This window comes from Pseudooceanicola sp., from assembly GCF_029213205.1.
GTDB lineage: Bacteria > Pseudomonadota > Alphaproteobacteria > Rhodobacterales > Rhodobacteraceae > Pseudooceanicola.
Genome location: NZ_JARGNH010000007.1, coordinates 39,900 through 66,114, shown reverse-complemented (window position 1 = coordinate 66,114; position 26,215 = coordinate 39,900). Strand labels below are relative to the sequence as shown.

Here is a 26,215-nt window from a genome sequence, read left to right as displayed (position 1 = left end):
AAGACCCTGCTCAGTTATAGACGATTTTCAGGATTTCGTAGCTTCGGTCGCCACCGGGGGCGCGAACTTCGACGGAATCGCCTTCTTCCTTGCCGATAAGGGCCCGGGCCAGGGGGGATTTGATGTTCAGCATTTTGGCTTCGATATTGGCCTCATGTTCGCCGACGATCTGCCAGGTCTTTTCCTCGTCGGTGTCTTCGTCGACCAGGGTGACGGTGGCACCGAACTTGATCGCGCCGCGCAGGGTGGCCGGGTCGATCACCTCGGCCAGGCCAATCACGCTTTCCAGCTCCTTGATCCGGCCCTCGATGAAACTGTGTTTCTCGCGGGCGGAATGATATTCGGCGTTTTCGGACAGGTCGCCGTGTTCGCGGGCCTCGGAGATGGCATTGATGATCGCCGGACGTTCGACTGACTTCAGCTGCTTCAGCTCGGTCTCCAGCTTGACATACCCGGCACGGGTCATCGGTAGTTTTTCCATTGGATTCCCCCTTCGGGCAATAACTTAGGGGGCCGTAAGGCCCCCGTTCCGGATATTTCCGTCGCGATACCTGACCCAAAGCCGCGGATGATTGCAAGGAAAACCGTTCGGGCCCCCGGTTCCGGGCGAGGGGGCGCTGCCCCCGCCGCGCCCTGCGCGGCCCCCCGGAATATTTCCGGCAAGATGAAGCGGGTGCGGCGGCGCGGGTTGTCAAGTCTGCGCTGAGAATATGCGATACCGGTGTGATCGGCCAAAAATGCGTGCCTTGGGCGATGAATGCTTTATGCTGGCGATTGACCGCTTGGCAGGTAGCGTCTAATTCCCTGCGCAACATAATTACCGATTTTCCACCCAAGGAAGGAAAGCCAGAATGTCCGAGATCCAGCGCGAAGCCATGGAATACGATGTGGTCATCGTCGGGGCCGGACCGGCCGGCCTGTCCGCCGCGATCCGCCTGAAGCAGCTTGATGCCGAGCTCAGCGTCGTTGTTTTGGAAAAAGGCTCTGAGGTCGGGGCGCATATCCTGTCGGGCGCGGTGCTCGACCCCAGCGGGCTGACCCGGCTGATGCCCGACTGGAAAGAAAAGGGCGCGCCGCTGAACGTGCCGGTGAAAGAGGACAATTTCTATGTCCTCGGCGAGGCCGGGCAAATCCGACTGCCGAATTTCATCATGCCGCCGCTGATGAGCAACCATGGCAATTACATCGTCTCGATGGGCAATGTCTGTCGTTGGATGGCCGAACAGGCCGAGGAGCTGGGGGTCGAGATTTTCCCCGGCATGGCCTGTTCGGAACTGGTCTATGACGGTGACCGGCTGAAGGGCGTGGTCGCCGGTGTCTTTGGCCTGGAGCCGGATGGGTCCTATGGCGAGAACACCGAGCCGGGGATGGAGCTGCATGGCAAATACGTGTTCCTCTCCGAGGGCGTGCGCGGCTCGCTGTCGAAAGAGGTGATTGCCAAATTCGGGCTCGACGACGGCTGCGATGTGCCGAAATTCGGCCTCGGGATGAAAGAAATCTGGGAGGTCGATCCGGCCAAGCACAACGAGGGCGAGGTGACCCATACGATGGGCTGGCCGCTCGGGTTCAAGAACGGCGGCGGATCATTCGTCTATCACCTTGATAACAATCAGGTCTATGTCGGCTATATCGTCGATCTCAGCTATAAGAACCCCTATCTGTTCCCCTATATGGAATTCCAGCGCTTCAAGCATCATCCGAAGATCGCCAAGCTGCTTGAGGGTGGCAAACGGGTGGCCTATGGCGCCCGCGCGGTGACCAAGGGTGGCTATCAGTCGATCCCGCAGGCGGCGTTTCCGGGCGGCGCCTTGCTGGGCTGTTCCGCCGGGCTGGTGAACCTGCCGCGGATCAAGGGCAACCACAACGCCATGCATTCGGGGATCGAGGCCGCGGAGGCCGCGCATGCGGCGATTGCTGCTGGCCGCTCGGGTGACACGCTTGAGGCCTATAACGCCTCGCTCAAGGCCGGGCCGATCGGCAAGGACCTGAAAACCGTGCGCAATGTGGCCCCGCTGAATGGCAAGCTGGGGCCGCTGGGCGGTTTGCTGGCCGGCGGGTTCGACATGTGGTTCCAGACCATTTTCAAGTTTTCCCTGTTCGGCACGTTGAAACATGGCAAGACCGACGCCCAGGCCACCGAATTGGCCAGCAAGCACAAGCCGATTGATTACCCCAAGCCGGATGGCAAGCTCAGCTTTGACCGGTTGACCAATGTGTCCTTCAGCATGACCAATCACGAGGAAAGCCAGCCCGCGCACCTGCGGCTGACCGACCCGGATGTGCCGGTCAAAGTCGATCTGGCGCAATATGGCGGGCCGTCGTCGCGCTATTGCCCGGCCGGGGTTTATGAATTTGTCGAGGAAGAGGGCAAGGATGCACGGTTCGTGATCAACTTTCAGAACTGCGTGCATTGCAAGACCTGCGACATCAAGGACCCGGCGCAGAACATCACTTGGACCACGCCGCAGGGCGGCGACGGGCCGAACTACCCGAATATGTGAACAATGCCGCCGGATTCGGCGGATCATCTCTGTATCGTGACGCCGGATGGGTTTTGGCCTGTCCGGCGTTATTGATTTGACCCTGCGGGGCCGATACCATTGCCGGAACCAACAAAACGGGGTCCGGGCATGTCATCCAAGCAGTTTCGTGCGGTCGTTGCCGCCGCTCTCATCGCGGCCATTGGCGTGCCGACCCTGGCACAGGGCACCTCCGGCGACTACCTGGCGGCGCGGCAGGCGCGTCTGGCCAGCGATTACCGCGCGGCGGTGCATTACTATATCCGGGCGCTGGGCAGTGATCCCGAGAATGCGCAGATGCTGGAAGGCGCGGCGCTGTCGCAGCTGTCCCTGGGTGAATTGGAGCGGGCGGTGTCGATCGCCCGGCGGATGGATGACGCCGCCATTCGCAGCCAGGTCGCCAGCATGGTGCTGATCGCCGATGACGTGGCCGCCGGTCGCTGGCAGGGGGTGCTGGACCGGGTGGCGGCGGACAAGGGCATCGGACCGCTGATCGACGGATTGCTGAGCGCCTGGGCACGGGTCGGTCTGGGCGACATGACCGGCGCCCTGGCAGGTTTCGATGCCGTGGCCGAACAGCGCGGGTTGGCCAGTTTCGCACATTATCACCGGGCGCTGGCCCTGGCGATGGTGGGCGATTACGAGGCCGCAGAAGCGATTTATGCCGGGCAGGACGGCGGTTCGCTGCAGATGACCCGGCGCGGTGCCATGGCCCGGATCGAGGTGCTGAGCCAACTCGGCCAACCGGGCGAGGCGCTGAAATTAATGGCGGCGCTGTTTGGCGGCGATCTGGACCCGGCGCTGGCGGCGATGAAGCAGGCGCTTGAGGCCGGTGAGGTGTTGCCGTTCAGCCATGCACGGAGTGCGGCCGACGGGGTGGCCGAGGTGTTCTATTCGGTTGCCGTCGCTTTGCGCGGTGAGGCGGGGTATGATTACACGCTGCTTTATTCCCGGGTCGCCGAATACCTGCGCCGCGATCACATCGACGCGCTGCTGATGTCGGCCGAATTGTTGGAGGATCTGCACCGCCCGGAACTGGCGGTCGAGACCTATCGCCGGGTGCCGCGCGATAATCCGGCCTTCCATGCGGCTGAATTGGGCCGCGCGGCGGCGCTCCGCGCAGCGGGGCGCGATGACGCGGCGCTTGAGGTGCTGGCACAATTGGCCACCACCCATGGCGATCTGGCGATCGTGCATGCGACCATGGGCGATATCCTGCGCACCGGCGCGCAATATGAAGCAGCGATTCGCGCCTATGAGGCGGCGCTTGAGCTCTATGCGGTTGACGACAATGGCCGCTGGTTCGCACATTACGCGCGCGGCATCTGCTATGAGCGGCTGGGCGAGCGCGCCGATGCCGAGGCCGATTTCCGCGCCGCATTGGAATTGCGCCCGGATCAGCCGCAGGTGCTGAATTATCTCGGCTATTCGCTGGTTGAGGCCAATGAAAAGCTGGACGAGGCGCTGTCGATGATCGAACGCGCCGCCGCCGCGCAGCCGGACAGCGGCTATATCATCGACAGCCTGGGCTGGGTGCTCTACCGGCTTGGTCGCTACGAAGAGGCGGTCGGGCATATGGAACATGCGACCGAGCTGATGCCGGTCGATCCAGTGGTCAATGACCATCTGGGTGATGTCTATTGGGCGGTGGGCCGCGAGATGGAGGCGCAGTTCCAGTGGCAGCGCGCCCTGTCGTTCGGCCCCGAAGAACCGGAGGCCGCCCGGATTCGCCGCAAGATCAAGGTCGGGCTGCATGCGGTGCTGGCCGAAGAAGGGGCCGAACCCCTGACCGTGGCCGGTGACGATCGCTGATCGCGAGGGCGCCGCGTCGACGGTGTTTGCCCCGGCCAAGGTCAATCTGGCGCTGCATGTCACCGGGCGGCGGAATGACGGCTATCACCTGATCGATTCCCTGGTGCTGTTTGCTGATATTGGTGATGGCCTGACTGTGCAGCTGTCGGAAACCTCCCATCTGCAGGTCACCGGGCCACGGGCGGCAGGCGTGCCGCTGGACGGGCGCAACCTCTGCCTCAAGGCGGCGGCGTTCTTTGGCGCCGATGCTGCGATCTGCCTCGACAAACACCTGCCTGCCGAGGCCGGGATCGGCGGAGGTTCCTCTGACGCGGCGGCGGTGCTGCGGGCGCTGGCGGCGCTGACCGGGCGGGCGATTCCGGCGGGTATCGCGACGCTGGGTGCCGATATACCGGCCTGTCTGCATGGCCAGGCCCTGAGGATGCGCGGGATCGGCGACAGGATCGATCCGGTTCATGACTGGCCACCGCTGGCGGCGCTGCTGGTCAACCCGGGGGTGGCGCTGCCCACGGCGACGGTGTTTCGTGCGCTGACAACGGCGGAAAATCCCGGCCTGCCGACCTTGCCAGCCGCGCCCGATGCACCGACGCTGATCGCCTATCTGCGCCGCGCGCGCAACGATCTGGAACCAGCGGCGCGGGCGCTGGCACCGGAAATCGGCGCGGTGCTGGCGGCGCTGGCGGCGCAGCCGGGCTGTGATCTGGCGCGGATGTCGGGATCCGGGGCCACCTGTTTCGGATTGTTCAGCGATGCGGCGGCAGCGGCGCGGGCGGCAGGCAGACTCAGCGCCGCCGAGCCGGGCTGGTGGGTGCAACCCGCCACATTGACCTGAAGCATCACCACAGCGATTTGGCCGCGCGCTCCGGCCAGTCGCGGTCATAATCCGCGCCGCCGACCGCGCCATCGGTCAAGGCCGCCAGCAGGGCACCTGCACTTGGCAGGCCCGCGCTGTCATCCGCGCCGGACCAGAGCCGCGAACGCAGCAGCGCCCGGGCGCATTGGAAATATACCTCGTCGATCTGCAGCACCACCACGCTGCGCGGCTGTTTGCCTTGCCGCTCAAAGCTTTGCCGAAGCGTCGCGTCGGCGGTCACCCGGGCGCAGCCATTCACCCGGACCACATTGTTCGATCCGGGCACCAGGAACATCAGCGAGGCCCGGTCGTCGCGCAGGATATTGCGTAGGGTGTCGATGCGGTTGTTGCCGGCCCAGTCGGGCAGGGCGAGGTGGCGATCATCCAGCGCCCGGACCACCGGGCCGTCATCGCCGCGGGGGCTGGCATCGGTGCCTTCGGGCCCGACTGTCGAGATCACGCAGAACCGCGAAGCCATGATCCAGTCGCGGTACTCCGGCGTCAGATGATGCGCGACCTTGCGCAGCGAGGTTTCACCAGGGGTGCCATACAGCGCCTCAAGCGCCGCGATCGTGGTCAGGAACTGCATCGGGATCGAACCCTCCTTCGCGCATCAACGCATTGGACCCGGCCTCGATCCGGGCCTCCAGCAATTCCAGGAATTTGCGGCGCGGCAGGCCCGGCGGGATCGGTTCGAGAAATTCGATCACCGCCAGCCCGGGTTTGCGCAGCAGGCTGCGCTTGGGCCAGAACAGGCCGACATTGGTGGCCACCGGAATGCAGGTCTGGTTCATCTCGCCATAGAGCACCGCCGCCCCGACCTTGTAGGGCTCATGCTGACCTGGCGGGACCCGGGTGCCCTGCGGATAGATGATCAGCTGGCCGCCCTGATAGACACCAGCCTTGACCCCATCCATCATCTCGCGGATCGCTTCGGCCCGACGCCCGCGGTTAACGGTGATGGTGCCGATGCGCATCGCATACCAACCGAGGACCGGCGCGTATTTCAGGATCGACTTCATGATGAATTTCGGCTTTGGCACCGCGTTGAAGATCAGCATCACATCCAGCAGCGACTGATGCTTGGCGCAGATCAGAACCTCGCCGGTGGGCACGGTGCCGCGTATTTCGGTGCGAATGCCGATCATCCAGCGCGCGCTCCAGCGCACCGCTCTGGTATAGGCATGCAGGGCCTGCAACGCGCCATCGCGCGAAACGATCGCCCAGGGCAGATAGAGCAGGCCATAGATCGGCATCATCAGGTAGAACAGGAAGATATAGAGAATGGAGGCGATGTATTGGAGCGGTCCCCGTCTCATGGCATCGACCTCAGACTGCGTTGCGCGGCGTTGCGGGTTGCGACAAAGGCGACGGCCCCGGCGGCGGGCGGCAGCACCAGCGGCCAGAGCCAATGCCAGCCCTGGAAGCCAAGGCCGGTGAGAAAGCCGCCCTCGTCCTGCGCGGCGGGCAGCAGCAGAATCGCCAGCGCCCCCAGCACCATGCCCGCCCCGGCCCCGGCCAGGGCGCGCAGGGTGAAGCGGCGCACAAAGGCGTTGCTGATATAGATGTCGCGGGCGCCGACCAGGCGCAGCACCGCGATCACCTGGGCATTGGCGGCCAGCGCCGCCTGGGCGGCCAGGGTGATCATCGCCGCCATAGCCGCGCCGATCATAAGGATCGACACCAGTCCCAGCATCCGCAACCGGCTGGCGGCGCGCACCAGCGGACGCCGCCAGCGGGTGTGATCATCAAGCACGGCACCGGGCACCTCGGCCTGCAGGCGCAGCCGCAGACCGGCGGCGTCATAGCCCTTGGCATCCTCGATGATCTCGATCAGCTGCGGGATCGGCAGATCCTCGACCGGCACGTCCGGGCCGAACCAGGGCGCCAGCAGGGCGCGTTGCTCTTCGGCGGTCAGGGCCCGGGCCGAGGCGACGCCCTCGGTGGTGTTCAGCACCCGCAGCGCCGCCTGGGTCTGTTCGGCGATCTGTTCGACCGGCGCCGATATCCGCAGGGTGGAGGAGCGGGCAAGCTCGCTCGACCAGCGCTCGGCCAGACGCCCGGTGGCCAGTGACAGCGCCAGGGCAAAGACCGCAAGAAAGGTCATCACCGCCGCCGAGAACAGGGTCAGATGGGCGGTGAAGCCGGTCGGCGGCACCACCCGGTCGGCCTGGGCATCGCCCGCCATCAGGGTGGCGAAACGTGACAGCGCGCCAATCATAGGTCCGCCCCCGCCAATTGCACCCGGCGGGCGGCAATCCGCAGCACCCGGGCCTGGACCTGGGATTTGGCGGCGCGGATCAGGCCCAGGTCATGGGTGGCGACCATCACCGTCTTGCCCATCCGGTTCAGCTCGACCAGCAGGGTCAGCAGCCGTTGTGACATGTCCCAATCGACGTTGCCGGTGGGTTCATCCGCCAGGATCACGTCCGGCGACATGATCACCGCCCGGGCCAGTGCCGCGCGCTGGCGTTCACCGCCCGACAATTCCGGCGGCAGCGCATTGGCGCGCTGGCTGAGCCCGACCCAGGACAGCAGGTCCTTGAGATTGGCCTGTTCCGCCAGCGCATCGCGCCCTGACACCACCAGCGGCAGAGCCACGTTTTCGGCAATCGACAGATGGTCGAGGAATTGGCAATCCTGATGCACCACCCCGATCCGGCGCCGTGCCAGGGCAATGCCGTCGCGGTCCATCTCGCGCACATCCCGGTCAAACAGCGTCGCATGGCCCGAGGTCGGGATCAGCGCCGCGTAGCAGAGTTTCAGCAAGGTGGTTTTACCCGAACCGGAGGGGCCGGTGAGGAAATGGAACGAGCCCGGCGCAACCTTCAGGGTCACGTCGCTGAGAAGCTCTCCGCCGCCGTAATTATAGGCCACGTTTTCAAGTTCTATCACCGCAAGCCCCCCAAAGGCCGTTGGCCCCCTTTTGCACAAGTGTCACGCCGCTTTCAATGTCGAAAGCCCGGCCGGGTTTGCTCTTTTCTGTGAGCCGATAACAACATATGGTAGGTGCAATGGGGTCACTTGGCTTGCCGTCCCACCGGCAAGGAGGATTGATGCGGCTGGTTTGCCCGAATTGCGGCGCACAATATGAGGTGCCCACCGAAGTCGTTCCGACTGAGGGGCGTGATGTCCAATGCTCAAATTGCGGGATCACCTGGTTCCAGTACCATCCTGACAACACGCCCGAGACCGATGAAGAGGCTGGCGTTGATGAGGCGCTCGATGCGGCGTCGGCCGGGTCCGAGGCATCAGCTGCGGCGCCGGACGACGAGGCCGGTGAAGACGCAGCGGAATATGACGCCGCCGCAGAGGCCGATGAAGCGTTCGACATGATGCTGTCGGATTCCGCGGACGACTCCGACTCTTATGAGGACGAAGACGAAGATGCCTTTGATGCCGGTTTCGACGGTGGTTTCGAAGGCAGCCCGGATGACGCGCTGTATGGAGCCGATACGGAGGACGCGGCGCCGGAGGAGGACAATCCCGGCCTCGATGACCTGCCGCCGATCCCGCCGACCCGGCGTGAGTTGAAGCCCGAAGTGAAATCGGTCCTGCAGGAAGAGGCGGCGTTTAACGCCAAGGTGCGCGCCAGGGCGCCCGATCCGCTGGAAAGTCAGCCGGACCTGGGCCTTGGCGATCCGGAAAACGAAGTGCAGCGCCGGGAACGCGAAAGCCGCGAACACGTGGCCAAGCTGCGCGGCATGCCGGTGCCACCGCCGTTACGGCACCCCGATGCCAGCGGCAGCGCCGTGGATGGTGAGGCGCAGGTCGAATCGCGGCGCGAATTGCTGCCCGATATCGAAGAGATCAATTCCTCGCTCAGAACCAAGGACGCAGAGCCGGAGCGCCCGCCATCCGAAGAGGTGACGGATGCCCGCGAACAGCGGCGCAGTTTCCGCACCGGATTTGGGCTGGTTCTGTTGCTCACCGCGATGCTGGTGCTGATCTACCTGCGGGCCGATTGGATCGCGCTAAAGGTTCCGGCGCTGGCCGACGAGGTCCAGACCTATGTGGCCGTGGCCAATGACTTTCGGTTCTGGCTGGACGGGCAGGTTGGCAAGCTGCTGGTCTGGCTGAATGAGATGAGCGCCGACGGTTGAGCCGGTGATCTTGTGCCGATGGATCGCCGGGTGCTGATCGCCGGTCCGGCATCCCCGCCTCGAGCAGTCCCCGTCTAGAACCGCTCCATCAACCGCCGCAGGTAGTCCAGCTCGATCTCGGGACGGGCGCCTTCGCCCGAGCGGCGGCGGATTTCGTCCAGCAATTCACGCGCCCGGCGATACACGTCCTCGCCCTGCAACATGTTCTGATCATTGCCCAGCTGGCCGTTGCTGCCAGCGTTGCGGCCAAGCGGGTCGTTGCGCTCACCGCCGACATTGCCCTGCATATCGCCCTGGCCGCCGCGCATCTCGCGCTGCTGTTCGGCCAGCGCCTCGCCCAGGTTGCGCATGCCTTCGCGCAACGCATCCATCGCTTCGGCCTGTTTGTCGATGGCCGCGGCCAGATCGTCGCCTTTCAGCGCGTCCTCGGCGTCGCGCATCGCGCCCTCGGCGCGGTTCAGCGCCTCGCGCGCGGCGCGACCGGCCTCGCCACCGATATCGGGAAGGCCGCCGCGCTGACGCTCAAGCTCGCGGCGCAGCTGTTCCTGGCGCTGGGCGAGCGAGCGTTCGTCATTGCCGCCACCGTTGGCCTGACCCTGCTGGCCCTGACCGGACTGGTTCTGGCCGTCGCTGCCCTGGCCCTCATGCGATTGACCTCGGCCCTGGCCGCCATTGCGGCCCTCGTTGCCCTGGCTCTGGCCGGCATTGGCCCCGGGGTTGAATTGCTCCTGCAGGTCGCGGAAGGCCTGATCGCTCAGCCCCTGCTGGTCGCGCAGGGTTTCGCTCAGCCCGTCCATCGCCTGATCACCGGGGGATTGACCCTGGCCACCCTCGCCTTGGGTGACGCGCATGTTTTCCATCATCCGCTGCAATTCGTCCAAGGCCTGCTGGGCCTCGGCCATCTTGCCTTCTTCCATCAGCTGCTGGATCCGGTCCATCATCCTTTGCAGATCGTCCTGCGTCATCCGCAGGCGGTCCTGCTGCTGCTGGTTCTCGGCGCTTTCGCTGTTGCGCTCTTGCTGGTCGCGTTGGGCTTGTTGCGACAATTGCCGCATGTAATCCTTGGTCGCGTCGCGCAATTCTTGCATCAGCCGGGCGATTTCCTGATCCGAAGCGCCGTTCTTCATGGCTTCGGTCAGCTTTTCCTGTGCGGCGCGCATCCGTTCCATCGCGTCGCCGATGTCGCCTTCTTCGATCAGCAGCGCCAGATCCCACATCGCCTCGGCGATTTCGTCGCGTTTCGCGGTGGTCAACGCATTGTGGCTGCTGACCGTATTCAGCCGCCGCATGATGGTGCGATAGCGCAGATAGGCGGTTTCCTTGCGGAACAGCCCGTCGGGCTTCCACGACACCGCCTTCATCAACTGCACCACCCGGCGGGCATTGGCGCGGTTCCACAGCAGATCACGACGCAGTTCGATCACCGTCGCGGCCAGCGGGTCAAAGAAGCGGCGGGCGGCGAGGGTGATTTCCAGCGCCTCGGCGCGGCCGGTCTGCTCGGCCGCGTCCAGCGCCGACAGGTCGATCCGTACCGGCATGTTGGCCCAGGGGTGTTTTGAGAAATCGTCGATCAGATTCTCTTCGAATTGCGACCGCGACCCGGCGATCGGGATCGGCAGCGGCAAAACGATCGGATCGCGGGCCTCAGGCGGCAGGGCCAGCCCATAGCGGCGGTCGATCCGGTCCAGATCCAGGGTGATCACCGCTTCGCCGCCGGTGATACCATAATCGTCAGTGGCGCTGAACGGCAGGGTCATCCGGCCTTCGAAATTCGTCTCGGCCTTGCCGGAGAGGGCGATGGTCGGCGTGGTGTCGTGGATCACGATCAAATCCCAGGCACGGCCACCGGGGCCGTCGATGGTCAGCTCGCCAGTGCGGGCGATGGTGAAATCCTGCGCCGGGTTGGTCGGATCGGGCTTTTCGCCGACCCGGCCCGAGACCGTTTCATCGACGCTGAGGGCGCCGACCTGGCCGTAAAACCGCAGGGTCAACCGGCTGCCCTCGGCAACCGCGAGGTCGCCCGCGTCGATATCGTTGAGATAGATCACCGGCAGCCCGGTATAGGCGGGCGGTTCGACCCAACCTTCCCAGCTGGGCCCAGCGGCCAGCGCCGATCCGCCCGGCGTCATGCCGACAACCGAGCTGACTCGCCAGACCGACCCGAACAGCAGCGCGACAAAGAGCGCGGTCAGCGCCACATAGCGCATACCAAAGGGATCAAACCGGGCGACCCGCAGATCGGGCTCTACCGCCTTGGCATCTGCCGCGCGATCCGCCATCCGGCCCTGATGCACCGCCCAGATCCGGGCCGAAGCGGCATCGCCCGCCCCCAGCGCCTGGGCATCGCGCAGGGTGGTCAGCGGCCGTCCGACCAGCGAGGCATCGAGGCGTTGAAAGGCGTCTTCACGGCTGACCCAGCGGAATTTCATGAACCCGCGTACCAGGAACCACAGCGCCGCCATCAGCGACAGCACCCCGGTGGCCCAGACGGTTTCGACGCTGGCCAGATCCTGCAGCCCCAGCATCAGCACTGCCAGCACCGCGATCAGCAGCGTCCACAGCGGCCAGAAGGCGCGGGCGCCGCGTTCGGCGAACAGCCCGATCCGGGTCAGCGCCAGCGGCAGGCGCAGACGGCGCAGGGTCCGGCGCAGCAAGGCCAGGCTTTGCGGATCGGTCTGTTGCGCCGTAGCGCTGCGGTTCGGTGTCTGGTCAGCCATGCCCTGGTCCTGGCCGGTTGCCGGCTGCGGCGGCCAGCTGCCACCGCTTCTGCCTCACAGCCATGGCGGAAGCGTATCGCGCTTTATCATCTCGTCAAAGCTCGGCCTTGGACGGATGACAGCGAATTGATCGCCATTGACCAGAACCTCGGGGATCAATGGGCGGGAATTGTATTCGCTGGCCATCACCGCGCCATAAGCCCCGGCCGAGCGAAAGCCGACCAGATCGCCAGCGGCCAGCGGCGTCAGCCGCCGCGCCTTGGCAAAGGTATCACCGCTTTCGCAGACCGGGCCGACCACGTCATAGGGCTGACGTTCGGTGCCGGGGGCGGGTTGGATCACCGGCACGATGTCGTGATGCGCGTCATACATCGCCGGGCGCAGCAGGTCGTTCATCGCCGCGTCGAGGATCAGGAAATCGCGGTCTTCGCCGGATTTCACATAGATCACCTGGGCCACCAGCAGCCCGGCATTGCCGACCACCAGACGGCCCGGCTCGATCTCGATCTCGCAGCCCTTGTCGCCAAGTATCTCTTTGATCAGATTTCCATATTCCAGGGGCAAAGGCGGCGCCTGATTGTCCTGGGTATAGGGAATGCCAAGGCCGCCGCCGAGGTCGAGACGGCGGATGTCATGGCCATCGGCGCGCAGGGCGTCGGTCAGTTCGGCGATCTTTTCAAAGGCGGTGCGATAGGGGGCCAGCTCGGTCAGTTGCGATCCGATATGCACGTCGATGCCGATGACATCGAGGCCGGGCAGAGTGGCGGCCTCGGCATAGACGGCACGGGCGCGGCTGATCGGGATGCCGAACTTGTTTTCCGATTTGCCTGTGGCGATCTTGGCATGAGTCCTGGCATCGACATCCGGGTTCACCCGAATCGCGATCGGCGCTTTTACGCCCAGCGATTGGGCAACCTCGTTCAGCGCCCGCATTTCCGGTTCGGATTCGACGTTGAACTGGCGAATCCCGGCGCTGAGCGCGGCGTGCATTTCGATGCGGGTCTTGCCGACGCCAGAGAACACGATCCGCTCACCAGGCACCCCGGCGGCGATGGCGCGGGCGTATTCCCCGCCCGAAACCACATCCATCCCGGCGCCGAGATCGGCCAGGGTTTTCAGGATCGCCTGGTTCGAGGCGGCCTTCATCGCGTAGCAGACCAGATGCGGCATCGGCGCCAGCGCCTCGTCGAACAGCCGGAAATGCCGGGTCAGGGTGGCGGTGGAATAGACATAGAACGGGGTGCCGACACTTGCCGCGATTTCGGCCAGTGGCACGTCCTCGGCATGGAGGCTGCCGTCGCGGTAGAGGAAATGATCCATTATTGTCGTCCCTGACCTTGTTCGCAGCGGCATTTAGCAGGTTGCCGCCGGGGCGGGAAGGTGGTTGCCAATGTCGGGTTTCGCGCCGACCGCCTGCCATCCCGGGCGCGGTCTGGCGTGGCGGTCAGACCGGGCGGGTGCGCAGGAACAGATAGAGCGGCAACCCGCAGCCGAGCCCGATCAGGAATGTCGCCGGGATCGCCAGCAGCGCCGTCCAGTTGCGCCGCACCAGCACCTCGGCGATGATCCAGATGCTCAGGGCAATCCCGGCAATCGCCAGATCCCAGAGCAACCCGGCGCTGGCGGCATTGGCCTGCCAGGCGGCGATCAGGCCGGAGAGGCTGAGCCCGTTCGCCGAGAACCAGGCGATGACATAGGCCATCGGATGCACCGCCCCCCAGAGCGCCAGCCCCAGATAGATCAGCCGCAGCGGCGACATCAGAAGGTTTTCACCACGCCGACACGGGCCTCGCCGGAAATCCGGATCCCATCACTGGGCGCGGCCTTGGCGCGGGTTGGTGGGATCGGTTCGCCATCGACACCACAGGCGGCAAGCAGGGCGACAAGCGCCATCGCGATCAGTGATTTCATTATCCGGCTCTCCTACAGTTTTTCGGTCCAGCGGGCGACCTGGGCGCGCACCTGCTGCGGCGAGGTTCCGCCATAGGAGGCGCGGCTGGCAACCGAATTGTCGACACCCAGCACCGAATAGACCTCCTGGGTGATATCCGGATGCACACTCTGCAATTCCTGCAGCGACAGATCCGGCAGGTCGCAGCCCTTTTTCTCGGCCATGGCGACCAGCGCGCCGGTGGCGTGATGCGCCTCCCGGAACGGCAGGCCGAGGGCGCTGACCAGCCAGTCAGCCAGGTCGGTGGCTGTCGAGAACCCGGCAGAGGCGGCGCCGCGCAGAACCTCGCGATTGGCGCTCATGTCGCCGACCATGCCGGTCATCGCCGCCAGCGCCAGCATCAGGCTGTCGGCTGCGTCAAACACCTGTTCCTTGTCCTCTTGCATGTCCTTGGAATAGGCCAGCGGCAGCCCTTTCATCACCATCATTAGCGCGACATTGGCGCCGAAAATCCGGCCGATCTTGGCGCGGATCAGCTCGGCCGCGTCGGGGTTCTTTTTCTGCGGCATGATCGAGGACCCGGTGGAAAACCGGTCCGACAGGGTGACAAAGCGGAACTGCGCCGAGGACCAGATCACCAGCTCTTCGGCCATCCGCGACAGATGCATCGCGCAGATCGAGGCGCAGGAGAGGAATTCCAGCGCGAAATCCCGGTCCGACACCGCGTCGAGCGAATTCGCCATCGGCCGGTCGAATCCGAGCGCCTTTGCGGTCATCTCGCGGTCAATCGGGAACGAGGTTCCGGCCAGCGCGGCGGCGCCCAGCGGGCTTTCGTTCATCCGGGCGCGGGCATCGGTAAAGCGTGACAGGTCGCGGGCGAACATTTCGACATAGGCCAGCATGTGGTGGCCCCAGGTCACCGGCTGCGCGGTCTGCAGATGGGTAAAGCCGGGCATCACCCAATCGGCACCGGCCTCGGCCTGGGCCAGCAGGGCGGCAATCAGCGCCCGCAGCCCGCCGGTGGCCGCGTCGATCTGATCGCGGACCCAGAGCCGGAAATCGGTGGCGACCTGATCATTGCGCGAGCGCCCGGTGTGCAGCCGCCCCGCCGGTTCGCCGATCAGATCTTTCAGCCGCGCCTCGACATTCATATGGATGTCTTCCAGCGCGGTGGAGAAATTGAAATTGCCGGCCTCGATCTCTGACAAGATCGTGAGCAGCCCTTCCCGGATCGCCTTGGCATCGCTATCGCTGATGATACCCTGCGCCGCGAGCATCGCGGCATGGGCGCGAGAGCCTGCGATGTCCTGCGCCGCAAGCCGCTGGTCGAATCCGATCGAGGCGTTTATCGCCTCCATGATCGCATCCGGTCCGGCGGCAAAACGGCCACCCCACATCCGGTTCGAGGTCTGATCGCTCATCGGGCACCTTTCGGAGGTCACATGAAGTTTTTGAAACTAGCGCTGCTTTATACGGGCTTGATGCTTGGTGCAAACGCCGCCCTCGCCGGACCGATGCAGGAGGTTATCGCCACACACAAGGGCGAGGCGTTGAAAGGCCTGGCGGTGCACGGCGCGCCGCGCCCGTTGCCAGAGGCGGAATTCGATGCGCCAGGCGGCAAGGCCGGACTGGAGATGTATCGCGGCCAGATCGTGGTGCTGAACTTCTGGGCGGTCTGGTGCGCGCCCTGCCGCGAAGAGATGGCGACCCTGTCGGCGCTGGAGGCCGAATTCGGCGGCGAGGAATTCGCGGTGGTGACCCTGGCCACCGGGCCCAACGCCTTGCCTGCCATCGACAAATTCTTTGCCGAGGTGGCGGTGGACAACCTGCCGAAATACCGCGATCCGCGCTCGGTTCTGGCGCGTGGTGCCGGGGTGTTCGGCCTGCCGGTGACGATGATTCTGGACCGGGAGGGCCGGGAATTGGCGCGGCTGGTCGGGCCGGCGGATTGGCATTCGGAGGCGGCGCGGGCGCTGGTCGCCGGGCTGATTGCCGCGCCGGCGGGTTCCGATTTTCGTTGAAAATCGAAAAACCTCCGGCGGGGATATGAGAGGTGGCTCGGTTGATCTGAACAGGTTCCGGGCGTTTTCCAAGTGGTTTTCCGCCCCGGTTGCACCGCCACCGCCACCGCCACCGCCTCGGGCATCGGCGGGTTGAAGTCAGACTGGTCGGGCGTCCGGCCGTCACGCGATGCATGCGGTCGGCGGCTGTTGTAGAAGTCGGGATAGCGGCCGATCCCGGCGCGGGCTTCGGGCCGCCACCGAACACCCCGGTCGCGCCCTCAAGCAGCTGGTCGCGCCACTGCTTGATCTGCTTCGGATGGCTGTCGAACTCCTGCGCCAGTTCGATCAGGGTCGTCTTGCCATGGTCTTCTCCCTGCTCGCAGCATCCTGCCGCTGTTGCACGGAAAATCCACTTGTCCCGGCCGTTCAGATGTCCGGAGCCACCTCTCCATGCCCGTTGGACAAGCTGAAGCAGCCGTTCCGTGTGCCCACGCCGAACATGCTCTGGGTCAGCGATTTCACCCATGTCGCCACTTGGAGGGCGCGCGTCCATGTCGCTTTCGTCATCGACGCCTACGCACGCTGGATCGTCGGCTGGCGGGCGAGCCAGACAGCGCATGCAGGCTTCGTGCTCGACGCCCTGGAACAGGCCGTTCACGACCGGCGTCCGGTCAAAGGCGCGGGCGCTTGTCCACGATTCCGACCGCGGTCTCAATACCTGTTGATAAAATACACCGAGAGGCTGGGCGAGGCGGGCATCGCCCCCTCCGTCGGCAGTGTCGGCGACAGCTCTGACACCGCCCTGGCGGGGACGATCAACGACCTGTTCAAGGCCGTGGTCATCCATCGTCGCAGGCCCTGGCGCAATTTCGAGGCCGCCGAATACGCCACCCTCGACTGGGTCAATTGGTTGAACAACCGCCGCCTGCTCGAGCCGGTCGGGAACATCCCGCCAGCGGAAGCGGAGGCAACTTCTACGCGGTTCTGGAAACTGAACACATGGTCGCGGAACGAACCGAAATCAGCCGCCGGCAAACACGGGGTGGTTCAGAACATCACCCGGGCGCGGATCAGAGCAGTGCCAGGCGCAGCCGCGCCAGCAACTCAAGCAGCAGCGCCGTCGCCGGGGCGATGGCCAGCACCAGGCCAAGGTTCCAGCCGACGGTGACGGTGGTTGAGGATCGCCCGATGATCCGCGACAGCATCAGCCCGATGATGGTGAATGGGCCCACGGTGGTGGTCAGCCCCCAGGCCAGCATCAGCCCGGCGAAATGCGCCTGCGGGTCGATCCCGGTGGTCGCCGGTGGCAACGTATGCGCCAGCAGCAGGGCCACCAGCGCCGGATGCAACCCGGCAATCGCCGTGCCGCCGATCACCGTGACGCAGAACAGGAAAAACAGCCCCGCCGAGCCCAGCATCAACCCGCCCGCTATGGCGGCGACATCGGTGGGGATCACCCCGGCGACGGCAGAGGAGGCCAGACCGGCGCCAAGGAACAGCAGTGCCTCGCTGGCGAATCCGGGGAACCGGTCGCGGGCGTCGCGCAGCACCAGCAACGGCGGCGCGACATCGCGAGGGTGGCCCTCGACCCAGGCCCAGAGCATCGCGGCGAAGCTGGACAGCAGCACGATGATCCCCGACACCGGCAGGCCCAGCAGCGCGGTGGCGCCCAGCATCACCGGCACCACCAACGTCAGCACCAGGAACAACCGCGCCGCCATCGCGGCAAAGCCTTCGGGCAGCGGGCCGCGTTTGATGCGGTCGCGCCGGCTGGCCTCGAACAGCACACTCAGAGTCACCATCGCCAGCGACATGCTGAGGTTGAGCGGCAGGATCTGCGGCCAGTCGAGCCCGTAGATCGCCAGCATCAGCGCCATGTTGCCCATCATCGGCGTCCAGGCGATGGCCCCGCAAAAGCCGCGCAGGATGGCGGAAAAGGCCAGCCGTTTCTGCGCCTCTGATCCGTCTTCGCCAAGGTCGCCCGCCACCGCCGAGGACAGCACCGTGATTCCGGCCAGCGACAGGCCCCCGGCCATCAGCTGTGACAGATAGGCGACCGGGCCATACCGGCCCTGGCGCGCCGCTGCGCCCAGTTTCTTGCCGACCGCGCGCACCGATTGGCTGGCCTCGGCCCGGGCGCCCAGCAGCGACACCGCCGAGATGATCGACAGAAAGGCGACGGTGGTGCGCAGCCCGCGTTCGGCCACCGCCTGCGGATCCTCGGCAAAGCCCAGGACCACGGCGGCGATCACCAGCATCGCACCGCCGGTGCGCCAGACATTGCCGGGAATGCTGTGGGCACGCAGCAGCACGAACAGCGCGGTGCTCAGCCCGCCGGCCAGCAGCACCGGCCCATCGGCACCGGCGGCCACCGCGACGCTGGTCGCCATGATCGACACCATCAGCAGGGTGGCGAGGATGGCGCGCGGGCTGGAACGGGTTGCGCTGTGGGTCTGCTCGGCCTGGGTGTCGCTCACGTGGTGTCCTTTCTGGGGTGTGGCAGTGCGGCGCGCAGGCTCTGGGTCATCTCGATCAGCGCGGGGGCGATTTCATTGGTGATCAGCGCATCGTTGAACTGGGCCGCCGGGCCGCCGCAATTCAGGGCATAGATCCGACTCTGCTCTGGCGTCGCGCCGGGCAGTCGGAACGCCACCCCGCAGGAGGCGACGCGCGGGTGGAAATAGCCTCGGTTCACCAGATAGCCATGGTTGCGATACTGGGTCATGGCGGCGTCGATGGCCGGGCCAAGCTGATCCCAGCGCTCGGCTTCGTCGTGGCGCAGCATTTCGATCAGCGCGGCGCGCGGCGCCTCGGCCAGTTCGGCCAGATAGGCCCAGCCGAGGGCCGAAGACAGGATCGGCATCCGCGATCCCACCGGGATATTCATCAGCATGGTCGAGGGGCCCTGCACCCGCATGGTGACGATCATTGCATCGCCGTCGCGTTCGGCCAGGGCCAAGGCGCTGGTAAAGCGGTTGGCCAGGCGCTGCATCAGCCCCTGGGCGACTTGGGTCATCGGCTGGGTGGCCAGCACCGCATGGCCAAGCGCCAGACAGCCGGCCCCCAGCCGCATTCGCCCGCTGTCACCATCCGGGACCAGATAACCGGTTTCCAGCAAGGTGTGGCAGGCGCGCCAGACCGTCGGTTGCGGCAATCCGGTCAGCCGGGCGATCTCCGAGGTGCCAAGGGTCGGGCGTTCGGCGCTGAAACAGCGCAGGATCCGCAGGCCCCGGGCCAGGGCGGCGACAAAATGCCGATCCTTGCCGGGGGCGTGAGGTGGCAGAGCGGCCGTCGAATCGGACGCAGGGTCAGGATTTCGCCCCTCTGTCATTTGCGGATCCGGGCTTGCGGCGGCATTTCTCGGCCTTTCAGTGGCTTAGCGAGTCAACGGCCTGCGGCGCGCCTGCTTTACAACAGCGGTCTCCAGAGCCTAGGCTAATTGCGTATACCTTATTCGCAATGCGAATAGCAACGAGCCGGATGACACTGCCGTGGAGGGGCAGCACGATGACTGGACTGACGGTTCAATACGGTACTTTCGTGGCCGGGCTGGCGTCGGGGGCGATCCTGGTGCCGGACGATTGCACGGCGCTGATCAAGACCGGGATCGCCGATGCGGTGGGCGTGATGCTGGCGGGCATTGACGAACCGATCACCCAAAAATTGCGGGATGTCCTGCCCAAGGGTGGCCCTGAATCGACCATCCTGATGGGCACGGAAAAACGCGGGGCCTTTGACGCGGCGTTCATCAATGGCGCCGCCACCCATGCGCTGGATTACGACGATGTCACCATGCGTGGTCACACCTCGACGGTGCTGGTGCCCGCGATCTTTGCCGAGGCCGAGGCGCTGGGCTCAACCGGTGCACAGATGATCGCCGCCTATATGGCGGGCTATGAAATCTGGGCCGATCTGGCCTATCGCGATGCCGGGCAAATCCAGCACAAGGGTTGGCACCCGACCGGGGTTCTGGGTGCGATTTCCGCCGCTGCCGCCTGTGCGGTGCTGCGCGGGCTGGACGCCGAACGCGCCACCCATGCCATTGCCATCGGCGCCAGTCAGGCGGGTGGCCTGCTGGCCAATTTCGGCACCATGACCAAGCCGTTCCATGCCGGGCGTTCCGCCGCCTCCGGGGTGCTGTCGGCGCGGCTGGCCGAGGCCGGGATGACCGGCAGCCCGGATGCGATCGAACACGATCAGGGCTTCCTCAAGGCGATTTCGCCGGAAAACGACGTAGACCGCAGCACGCCTGCGGATCATCTGGGACGCGACTGGCGGATGCGCCGCTACGGGATTTCTGTCAAGAAATACCCGGTCTGTTATTGCGGCCACCGGGCCACCGACGCGATCCTGCAGATCATGCGCGATCACAGCATTGATCCGGCCCAGATCGCCAGCATCGATACCTTCACCTCGGATCTGCACGCGATGACCCTGCGCAATGCCCGCCCGCAGACCGGGCTGGAGGCCAAGTTTTCCATGCAATTCGACATGGCCGCCGGGGTGCTGGCAGGCAAGGTCGGGCTGGCCGAGCTGACCGACGCGTTTGTGCAACGTGCCGATGTGCAGGCGCTGATGGCCAAGGTGAGTGTCACCGCCTCGGTCGACTACGACCCGGATCTGCCGGGCTACAACCGTGCCGACCGGGTCACTGTCACCCTCAACGATGGTTCCGTGATCGAAGGCCTTCCCGTCACCCGCGCCACCGGCCATGCCGACCTGCCGCTGGGCCCGTCCGAACTCTGGACCAAATTCGCCGATTGTGCCGCCGCCGCAGGCTGGGCCGAGGCCCGGGCGCGCCGCCTCTATGACGCGCTGATGGCGCTGGATGCGGCTCCCGGGATCGCCGCGATCCTGGCCCAGGCGCAAGCGGTGCCGGAACCCGCGTGAGCGGCGGCAAACTGTTTCTCCCGTCGGGGCACCTCAGTTGGTGTTCCGGTGACTGCCCTGCCGGGGATATCAGACCCTGGCAGGGCTTCTTTGTCCCGGCGCCCCGGGCCAGATCCAATCATTGATCCAATCAGGAGCCCCTGAAATGACCCAGGCCCGTGGCATCGACATGTCGCTGTTCACCCCGCGTTCGATTGCCGTGGTTGGCGCCTCGTCGAACCCGACCCGGTTCACCGGGCGGATCGTGCCGTCGCTGCTGCGGCATGGGTTCCCCGGCGCGATCTATCCGGTCAATCCGAACCGCGAAGAGATCGCCGGGCAGCGCTGTTATCCATCGGTGCAGGACCTGCCCGACAGCGTTGATTGTGTGATCTACGGGCTGGGGCCGGGCAACGTGCTGGATACGCTCGACGGGCTGGCGAGCAAGGGGGTCAAGCTGATGTTCTGCGGTGCCGCGGGCTTTGCCGAAACCGGCGAAGCCGAAGGCATCGCGCTGCAACAGGCGATGGCCGACAAGGCGCGCGGGCTGGGCATCCGGGTGCTGGGGCCGAATTGCATCGGCTTTGCCAATTTCCATGACCATATCGGCGCGGCGGCGGCGGCGGCGATGGAATGGCCCGATATTCCGGCGGGCGATGTCGGCGTGTCCTCGCAGAGCGGCGGGCTGGCCTTTGCCTCGATCATCTATTGCGGGCTGACCGAGGGCGTCGGGTTCTCGCATATGATTTCCACCGGGAACGAGGCCGATCTCGACGCGATCGAATGTGCCGAGGCGCTGATTGATGACCCGCACACCAATTCCATCGCGCTGGTGATCGAGGCGGTGCGCAATCCGGCGGCGTTTCTGGCCTTCCTCGACCGGGCTGGTCGGGTCGGCAAGCCGGTGACGATTCTGAAAACCGGGCGCTCGTCGCTGGGCAAGGTGATGGCGCAGAGCCACACCGGGGCGCTGGCAGGATCTTCGGACCTCTTTGACATGGTGGCGCGTCGCTATGGCGTGGCGCTGGCCAAGGATATCGACGATCTGTTCCGGCTGTCCTCGATGTTCGCGCGGTTGCGTCGGGCGGGCAAGCTGGCCAGCTACAGCAATCCCGGTGCCCATTGCGCCTCGTTCTGTCTGTCAGGCGGGCATGTCGGGCTGATGGCCGACCATGGCACCTTTGCCGGGCTGACCTTTCCGACGCCGCCGGCAGGTGCCGATGCGCTGTTTTCCGAGGCGGTGGACTTTCCGCTCAGGGCGCAGAACCCGCTGGACACCACTGCGCAGGTGGTGGGCGGTGATGCCTTTTGGGGCCGCTGCACCGAGATTTTTGCAGGCTTTGACGATGTCCAGGTGGTGATCCCGTCGCTGACCGTGGCACAGAGCTATAAGGGGCCGCTCGACGATCTGGGCCGGATCGCGCGCGAGCGGGATGAGATCGTGATCGCCTGCTGGCCGGGCGGCAGTTTCGACAAAGGCGATTACGCCCTGCTTGACGCTTACAACCTGCCCTATTTCCCGATGCCGCATCAGGCCGCCGCCGGGGTTGCGGCGCTGGATGCCTGGTGCCGGGTCTGGAACACTGGCGGCCCGGCGCAGCTGGAGGTGGTCAACGGCAATTCCCTGCCCGAGGTGCGCGCGGCGCTCCTGGAGGCTGCAGGGCGCGGCGAAACCATCGTCTCGGAACGCAGCATGAAGACGCATCAGGAAACCTGTTGCAGCCGCTGACCGAGGCCGAACGTCAGGCGCTCTGTCGGTTGATCCTGAACCTGACCGCGCATCTGGGTCAGCCCGGCTGCGGCGCCGGGCCGACAGAGTCAGCGGCGACCGCTGAGCAGGTTGCGCGCCACCACCATGCGATGCACCTCGGAGGGGCCTTCGCCAATGCGGTGAATGCGCAATTCGCGATACCAGCGTTCGAGTGGCAATTCCTTGGACAGGCCGAGCCCGCCCATGATCTGGATTGCCCGGTCGACGATGCGGCCGGCGGTTTCGGTTGCGGTGACCTTGGCGATCGAGGCTTCAAGTTTGAAATCCTCGCCCAGATCGCCTTTCCAGGCGGCGTCATAGACGATCAGCCGGGCCGCGCGCAGCTCCATATCGCTGTCGGCGAGCATCCATTGCACCGCCTGTTTGTCAGCCAGTTTAGAGCCAAAGGTCTCGCGTTCCTTGGCCCAGGCGATGGCGATGTCGAGCGCGGCGCTGGCCACCCCGAGGGTCCCGGCGGAATAGGAAATGCGGTTGTCCACCAGCCATTTCTCGGCCAGGGCAAAACCCTGACCCTCTTCGCCCAACCGGTTCTCGATGGGAATTTCGACATTGTCGAAATGCAGCTCGAACGGCGAATAGGCGCGAATGACCGGGATTTCCTTGACCGTCAGGCCGGGGGTGTCGCGGTCGACGATGAACGAGGTGATGCCAGAGCGACCACGTCCGCCGGTGCGGGCATAAACGATGCCCCAATCGGCCTTGTCGGCGCCGGTGATCCACATCTTGGAGCCGTTGAGAATGTATTTATTGCCAACCTGTTCGGCCTTGAGCTGAATCGCCCGCCCCGGATCGGCCCCGCCCGAGCTTTCCGAAATCGCGACGAAACACTTGCTGCCCTTGTCCACACCCGGCAGGCCGTATTTCTCGATCTGCTGGCGGTTGCCCTCCCAGATCACATTGGGCGGGTCGATGCCGAAGGCCCCCATCGCCGGGTTATAGAGGCCCATACGCACTTGCTTGGCCTCTTCGGCAAAGACCGCCTGTCCCAGCAGGTTCAGCCCGGCACCTCCGAATTCGGCGGGGGTGCGCACGCACCACAGGCCCAGCGATTTGGCCTTGTCCTGCAACGGCTTCAACTTGTCGGACGGGCAATAGGTGGCGTCATGCGGCAGCGTGTCTTCGACCGCTTTGATGTCGCTCTGCACAAAGCGGCGCACGGTGGCCTGCAATTCGCGATATTCGTCGGGCATCGCCCATGCGCCAAAACTTTTGGCGGTTTTTTCTGCTGTGTCGTCGATCATTTTCATCCTCTCCGAGTCCGGCCGCGTGACGGCGTTGCTCAATGGTGTGACCATTGATTTGCCCGGAGTCAATGCCGGGCGCGCGGCTGCTCGATATGCGGCAAAGTGGGGAGGGGTGGCCAAGGGCCGGGGGCGGACGCGGCCTGCGAGGGGCCGCGTCCAGCAGAGGTCTTGTCAGATCAGGCGAGGTCGAAGCGGTCGGCTTGCATTACCTTGACCCAGGCCTTGACGAAATCCTGAACGAATTTCGCACTGGCATCGTCGCTGGCATAGGCCTCGGACAGGGCGCGCAATTGCGAGTTGGATCCGAACACCAGATCGACACGGGTGCCGGTCCATTTCAGCGCGCCGCTGTCGCGGTCACGCCCCTCGAACAGCGTGGCGCTGTCGTCGGTGGCTTTCCATTCAGTGCCCATATCGACCAGATTGACAAAGAAATCGTTGGTCAGGACGCCGGGCCGGTCGGTGAGCACGCCATGCGTGGTGTTGCCATAGGTCGCGCCCATTGCCCGCATACCGCCGACCAGCACCGACATTTCCGGCGCGGTGAGGCCCAGCAATTGCGCCCGGTCGATCAGCATCTGTTCCGCGGGGACGGTATAGGCTGCCCTGGTGTAATTGCGGAAGCCGTCGGCCTCAGGCTCCAGCGGATCAAAGGACTCTGCGTCGGTCTGTTCGGCGCTGGCATCCATCCGCCCGGGGGTGAACGGGACCTCGATAAAGCTGCCGGCTGCCTTGGCCGCCGCCTCGATGGCCGCACCGCCGCCGAGCACGATCAGATCAGCCAGCGAGACCTTCTTGCCGCCACTCTGGGCTGCGTTGAAGGTGCTCTGCACCTCGGTCAGCTTGGCCAGAACCCGGGCCAGCTGATCGGGCTGGTTCACCTCCCAGCCACTTTGCGGGGCCAGCCGGATGCGCGCGCCATTGGCGCCACCGCGTTTGTCCGAGCCGCGGAAGGTCGCGGCCGAGGACCAGGCGGTATAGGTCAGTTCGGCCACCGTGAGCCCAGTGTCGAGGATCCTCGCCTTCAGTGCCGCGATATCGGCGGCATCGATCAGCGGATGGTCGACGGCGGGGATCGGATCCTGCCAGATCAGGTCCTCCTGCGGCACATCGGGGCCGTGGTAGCAGGCCTTGGGGCCCATGTCGCGGTGGGTCAGTTTGAACCAGGCGCGGGCAAAGGCATCGGCGAATTCATCCGGGTTTTCCAGGTACCGCTTGGCAATCGGGCCATAGATCGGATCATAACGCATCGACATGTCGGCGGTGGTCATCATAGGCCGGTGTTTCTTGGACGGATCGAAAGCGTCGATAACCATGTCCTCGTCGTCGACATCCTTGGCCGCCCATTGCTGTGCGCCCGCCGGGCTTTTCACCAATTCCCATTCGTATTTGAACAGAACCTTGAGATACCCCATGTCCCAGGTGGTCGGGTTGGGTTTCCAGGCGCCTTCGACGCCGCTGCCGATGGCGTCGCCCGCGACGCCGCTGCCATAGGCGGACCGCCAGCCCAGGCCCATTTCCTCAAGCGGTGCCGCCTCGGGCTCCGGTCCGACCAGCGCCGCGTCACCGGCGCCATGGGCCTTGCCAAAGGTGTGGCCGCCGGCGGTCAGGGCGACGGTTTCCTCGTCGTTCATCGCCATCCGGGCAAAGGTTTCGCGCACATCGCGCCCCGAGGCGACCGGGTCGGGATTGCCGTTCGGCCCCTCCGGGTTCACATAGATCAGGCCCATCTGCACCGCCGCCAGCGGGTTTTCCAGTTCGCGCTCACCACTATAGCGGCCATCGGCCAGCCATTCGGTTTCATTGCCCCAATAGATGTCTTGTTCGGGTTCCCAGATATCTTTGCGCCCGCCGCCAAAGCCGAACGGCTTCAGCCCCATCGATTCGATGGCGCAATTGCCGGCCAGGATCATCAGGTCGGCCCAGGACAGCGATTTGCCGTATTTCTTCTTGATCGGCCAGAGCAGGCGCCGGGCCTTGTCCAGGTTGACGTTGTCGGGCCAGGAGTTCAGCGGTGCAAAGCGTTGCGAACCGGAGGTGGCGCCGCCGCGCCCGTCGCCTGAACGATAGGTGCCAGCGCTGTGCCAGGCCATGCGGATGAACAGCGGCCCGTAATGGCCGTAATCGGCGGGCCACCAATCCTGACTGTCGGTCATCAGCGCGATCAGGTCGGCCTTGACCGCGTCGAGGTCGAGCTGTTCAAAGGCCTTGGCATAGTCGAAATCATCGCCCATCGGATCACCGGCGGGCGGGTTCTGATGCAGCATCCCGAGGTTCAACTGGTTCGGCCACCAATCGCGGTTCGACCGCGCGCCCGAGGTGGCGTGCATCACCGGGCATTTGCCTGCGTTGGCTGAGTCGTTTCCGTCCATGTCTGGTTCTCCCTGAATCTGCGGTTGCGCAAGCTGCGCCTGCTGCGGCCGGTTGGACCGG

The 26,215-nt window shown here is 65.2% G+C and carries 21 protein-coding genes and 1 pseudogene; 8 read left to right on the top strand and 14 right to left on the bottom strand.

All coding sequences use genetic code 11. The features are described from left to right. Positions 1 to 10: 10 nt before the first annotated feature. Positions 11 to 481, bottom strand: a complete 471-nt coding sequence (gene greA, locus P1U48_RS07715) for a transcription elongation factor GreA (protein ID WP_301068367.1) — start codon at positions 479 to 481, stop codon at positions 11 to 13. A gap of 370 nt (positions 482 to 851) precedes the next feature. Here greA and P1U48_RS07710 point away from each other — a divergent pair, with 370 nt between their 5' ends. From P1U48_RS07710 to P1U48_RS07700, 3 genes are all read left to right on the top strand, one after another. Further along, complete coding sequence (locus P1U48_RS07710) at positions 852 to 2,501, top strand: electron transfer flavoprotein-ubiquinone oxidoreductase (protein WP_301068366.1); 1,650 nt, start codon at positions 852 to 854, stop codon at positions 2,499 to 2,501. A gap of 129 nt (positions 2,502 to 2,630) precedes the next feature. Next, positions 2,631 to 4,331 carry a tetratricopeptide repeat protein gene (locus P1U48_RS07705; protein WP_301068365.1) on the top strand — a complete coding sequence of 567 codons (1,701 nt, stop codon included), beginning with the start codon at positions 2,631 to 2,633 and terminating at the stop codon, positions 4,329 to 4,331. Beyond that, positions 4,318 to 5,163, top strand: coding sequence for a 4-(cytidine 5'-diphospho)-2-C-methyl-D-erythritol kinase (locus P1U48_RS07700; RefSeq protein ID WP_301068364.1), 846 nt, complete (start codon positions 4,318 to 4,320; stop codon positions 5,161 to 5,163). The genes P1U48_RS07705 and P1U48_RS07700 overlap by 14 nt, the downstream gene beginning before the upstream one ends. A 4-nt stretch (positions 5,164 to 5,167) precedes the next feature. Here the strand turns inward: P1U48_RS07700 and P1U48_RS07695 are convergent, their stop codons facing one another. From P1U48_RS07695 to P1U48_RS07680, 4 genes are read right to left on the bottom strand one after another with little or no spacing between them, the layout of a single operon-like run. Continuing rightward, entirely contained in the window at positions 5,168 to 5,773 is a 606-nt protein-coding gene (locus P1U48_RS07695) for a pyridoxamine 5'-phosphate oxidase family protein (RefSeq protein ID WP_301068363.1), read from the bottom strand. Then, a complete protein-coding gene (locus P1U48_RS07690) occupies positions 5,742 to 6,503 on the bottom strand; it encodes a lysophospholipid acyltransferase family protein (RefSeq protein ID WP_301068362.1) in 762 nt (253 codons plus the stop codon). The genes P1U48_RS07695 and P1U48_RS07690 overlap by 32 nt, the downstream gene beginning before the upstream one ends. Further along, a complete protein-coding gene (locus P1U48_RS07685; protein WP_301068361.1) occupies positions 6,500 to 7,405 on the bottom strand; it encodes an FtsX-like permease family protein in 906 nt (301 codons plus the stop codon). The genes P1U48_RS07690 and P1U48_RS07685 overlap by 4 nt, the downstream gene beginning before the upstream one ends. After that, positions 7,402 to 8,079: an ATP-binding cassette domain-containing protein gene (locus P1U48_RS07680; RefSeq protein WP_301068360.1), complete on the bottom strand. Its 678-nt coding sequence runs from the start codon at positions 8,077 to 8,079 to the stop codon at positions 7,402 to 7,404. Before P1U48_RS07680 ends, P1U48_RS07685 begins: the two co-directional genes overlap by 4 nt. 161 nt (positions 8,080 to 8,240) lie before the next feature. Between P1U48_RS07680 and P1U48_RS07675 the strand changes: the two genes are divergently transcribed. After that, complete coding sequence (locus P1U48_RS07675) at positions 8,241 to 9,287, top strand: zinc-ribbon domain-containing protein (protein ID WP_301068359.1); 1,047 nt, start codon at positions 8,241 to 8,243, stop codon at positions 9,285 to 9,287. 74 nt (positions 9,288 to 9,361) lie between these two features. On the opposite strand, the gene P1U48_RS07670 is transcribed toward P1U48_RS07675, so the two are convergent. The 5 genes from P1U48_RS07670 to argH all read right to left on the bottom strand — a co-directional run bounded on the left by P1U48_RS07670 (position 9,362) and on the right by argH (position 15,316). Further along, positions 9,362 to 12,004 carry a TIGR02302 family protein gene (locus P1U48_RS07670; protein ID WP_301068358.1) on the bottom strand — a complete coding sequence of 881 codons (2,643 nt, stop codon included), beginning with the start codon at positions 12,002 to 12,004 and terminating at the stop codon, positions 9,362 to 9,364. 54 nt (positions 12,005 to 12,058) lie between these two features. Further along, positions 12,059 to 13,324 carry a diaminopimelate decarboxylase gene (lysA, locus tag P1U48_RS07665; protein WP_301068357.1) on the bottom strand — a complete coding sequence of 422 codons (1,266 nt, stop codon included), beginning with the start codon at positions 13,322 to 13,324 and terminating at the stop codon, positions 12,059 to 12,061. Positions 13,325 to 13,448: 124 nt separating this feature from the next. Further along, positions 13,449 to 13,763, bottom strand: a complete 315-nt coding sequence (locus P1U48_RS07660) for a DUF2834 domain-containing protein (protein ID WP_301068356.1) — start codon at positions 13,761 to 13,763, stop codon at positions 13,449 to 13,451. After that, positions 13,763 to 13,915: an argininosuccinate lyase gene (locus tag P1U48_RS07655; RefSeq protein ID WP_301068355.1), complete on the bottom strand. Its 153-nt coding sequence runs from the start codon at positions 13,913 to 13,915 to the stop codon at positions 13,763 to 13,765. The genes P1U48_RS07660 and P1U48_RS07655 overlap by 1 nt, the downstream gene beginning before the upstream one ends. A gap of 12 nt (positions 13,916 to 13,927) precedes the next feature. Then, a complete protein-coding gene (argH, locus tag P1U48_RS07650) occupies positions 13,928 to 15,316 on the bottom strand; it encodes an argininosuccinate lyase (protein ID WP_301068354.1) in 1,389 nt (462 codons plus the stop codon). Positions 15,317 to 15,337: 21 nt separating this feature from the next. On the opposite strand from argH, the gene P1U48_RS07645 reads away from it, so the two are divergent. Then, positions 15,338 to 15,916 (top strand): TlpA disulfide reductase family protein, encoded by a 579-nt coding sequence (locus P1U48_RS07645; RefSeq protein ID WP_301068353.1) that lies wholly within the window; start codon positions 15,338 to 15,340, stop codon positions 15,914 to 15,916. 427 nt (positions 15,917 to 16,343) lie between these two features. Then, positions 16,344 to 16,868 (top strand): annotated as a pseudogene (locus tag P1U48_RS07640) (DDE-type integrase/transposase/recombinase); the annotation flags it as partial. 100 nt (positions 16,869 to 16,968) lie between these two features. Here P1U48_RS07640 and P1U48_RS07635 read toward each other — a convergent pair. Together P1U48_RS07635 and P1U48_RS07630 are read right to left on the bottom strand one after the other, a co-directional pair. After that, complete coding sequence (locus P1U48_RS07635; protein ID WP_301068352.1) at positions 16,969 to 18,375, bottom strand: hypothetical protein; 1,407 nt, start codon at positions 18,373 to 18,375, stop codon at positions 16,969 to 16,971. After that, positions 18,372 to 19,229: an IclR family transcriptional regulator gene (locus P1U48_RS07630; protein WP_301068351.1), complete on the bottom strand. Its 858-nt coding sequence runs from the start codon at positions 19,227 to 19,229 to the stop codon at positions 18,372 to 18,374. The genes P1U48_RS07635 and P1U48_RS07630 overlap by 4 nt, the downstream gene beginning before the upstream one ends. Before the next feature lie 176 nt (positions 19,230 to 19,405). Here P1U48_RS07630 and P1U48_RS07625 point away from each other — a divergent pair, with 176 nt between their 5' ends. Together P1U48_RS07625 and P1U48_RS07620 are read left to right on the top strand one after the other, a co-directional pair. Then, the gene (locus P1U48_RS07625) at positions 19,406 to 20,788 is read left to right on the top strand and encodes an MmgE/PrpD family protein (RefSeq protein ID WP_301068350.1); all 1,383 of its coding nucleotides are present in this window, start codon (positions 19,406 to 19,408) and stop codon (positions 20,786 to 20,788) included. Between the two features lie 145 nt (positions 20,789 to 20,933). After that, positions 20,934 to 22,496: a CoA-binding protein gene (locus tag P1U48_RS07620; RefSeq protein WP_301068349.1), complete on the top strand. Its 1,563-nt coding sequence runs from the start codon at positions 20,934 to 20,936 to the stop codon at positions 22,494 to 22,496. An 89-nt stretch (positions 22,497 to 22,585) separates the two neighbouring features. Here the strand turns inward: P1U48_RS07620 and P1U48_RS07615 are convergent, their stop codons facing one another. Together P1U48_RS07615 and katG are read right to left on the bottom strand one after the other, a co-directional pair. Beyond that, complete coding sequence (locus tag P1U48_RS07615; protein ID WP_301068348.1) at positions 22,586 to 23,779, bottom strand: acyl-CoA dehydrogenase family protein; 1,194 nt, start codon at positions 23,777 to 23,779, stop codon at positions 22,586 to 22,588. A 179-nt stretch (positions 23,780 to 23,958) separates the two neighbouring features. Beyond that, on the bottom strand, positions 23,959 to 26,154 hold the full coding sequence (katG, locus tag P1U48_RS07610) for a catalase/peroxidase HPI (protein ID WP_301068347.1): 2,196 nt from the start codon (positions 26,152 to 26,154) through the stop codon (positions 23,959 to 23,961). Positions 26,155 to 26,215: the final 61 nt, after the last annotated feature.

Bases quoted from the DNA above. Each gene is read 5' to 3' on its own strand.
- greA (WP_301068367.1), bottom strand. From the start codon at position 481: ATGGAAAAACTACCGATGACCCGTGCCGGGTATGTCAAGCTGGAGACC.
- P1U48_RS07710 (WP_301068366.1), top strand. From the start codon at position 852: ATGTCCGAGATCCAGCGCGAAGCCATGGAATACGATGTGGTCATCGTC.
- P1U48_RS07705 (WP_301068365.1), top strand. From the start codon at position 2,631: ATGTCATCCAAGCAGTTTCGTGCGGTCGTTGCCGCCGCTCTCATCGCG.
- P1U48_RS07695 (WP_301068363.1), bottom strand. From the start codon at position 5,773: ATGCAGTTCCTGACCACGATCGCGGCGCTTGAGGCGCTGTATGGCACC.
- P1U48_RS07690 (WP_301068362.1), bottom strand. From the start codon at position 6,503: ATGAGACGGGGACCGCTCCAATACATCGCCTCCATTCTCTATATCTTC.
- P1U48_RS07685 (WP_301068361.1), bottom strand. From the start codon at position 7,405: ATGATTGGCGCGCTGTCACGTTTCGCCACCCTGATGGCGGGCGATGCC.
- P1U48_RS07675 (WP_301068359.1), top strand. From the start codon at position 8,241: ATGCGGCTGGTTTGCCCGAATTGCGGCGCACAATATGAGGTGCCCACC.
- P1U48_RS07670 (WP_301068358.1), bottom strand. From the start codon at position 12,004: ATGGCTGACCAGACACCGAACCGCAGCGCTACGGCGCAACAGACCGAT.
- lysA (WP_301068357.1), bottom strand. From the start codon at position 13,324: ATGGATCATTTCCTCTACCGCGACGGCAGCCTCCATGCCGAGGACGTG.
- P1U48_RS07660 (WP_301068356.1), bottom strand. From the start codon at position 13,763: ATGTCGCCGCTGCGGCTGATCTATCTGGGGCTGGCGCTCTGGGGGGCG.
- P1U48_RS07655 (WP_301068355.1), bottom strand. From the start codon at position 13,915: ATGAAATCACTGATCGCGATGGCGCTTGTCGCCCTGCTTGCCGCCTGT.
- argH (WP_301068354.1), bottom strand. From the start codon at position 15,316: ATGAGCGATCAGACCTCGAACCGGATGTGGGGTGGCCGTTTTGCCGCC.
- P1U48_RS07645 (WP_301068353.1), top strand. From the start codon at position 15,338: ATGAAGTTTTTGAAACTAGCGCTGCTTTATACGGGCTTGATGCTTGGT.
- P1U48_RS07630 (WP_301068351.1), bottom strand. From the start codon at position 19,229: ATGACAGAGGGGCGAAATCCTGACCCTGCGTCCGATTCGACGGCCGCT.
- P1U48_RS07625 (WP_301068350.1), top strand. From the start codon at position 19,406: ATGACTGGACTGACGGTTCAATACGGTACTTTCGTGGCCGGGCTGGCG.
- P1U48_RS07620 (WP_301068349.1), top strand. From the start codon at position 20,934: ATGACCCAGGCCCGTGGCATCGACATGTCGCTGTTCACCCCGCGTTCG.
- P1U48_RS07615 (WP_301068348.1), bottom strand. From the start codon at position 23,779: ATGATCGACGACACAGCAGAAAAAACCGCCAAAAGTTTTGGCGCATGG.
- katG (WP_301068347.1), bottom strand. From the start codon at position 26,154: ATGGACGGAAACGACTCAGCCAACGCAGGCAAATGCCCGGTGATGCAC.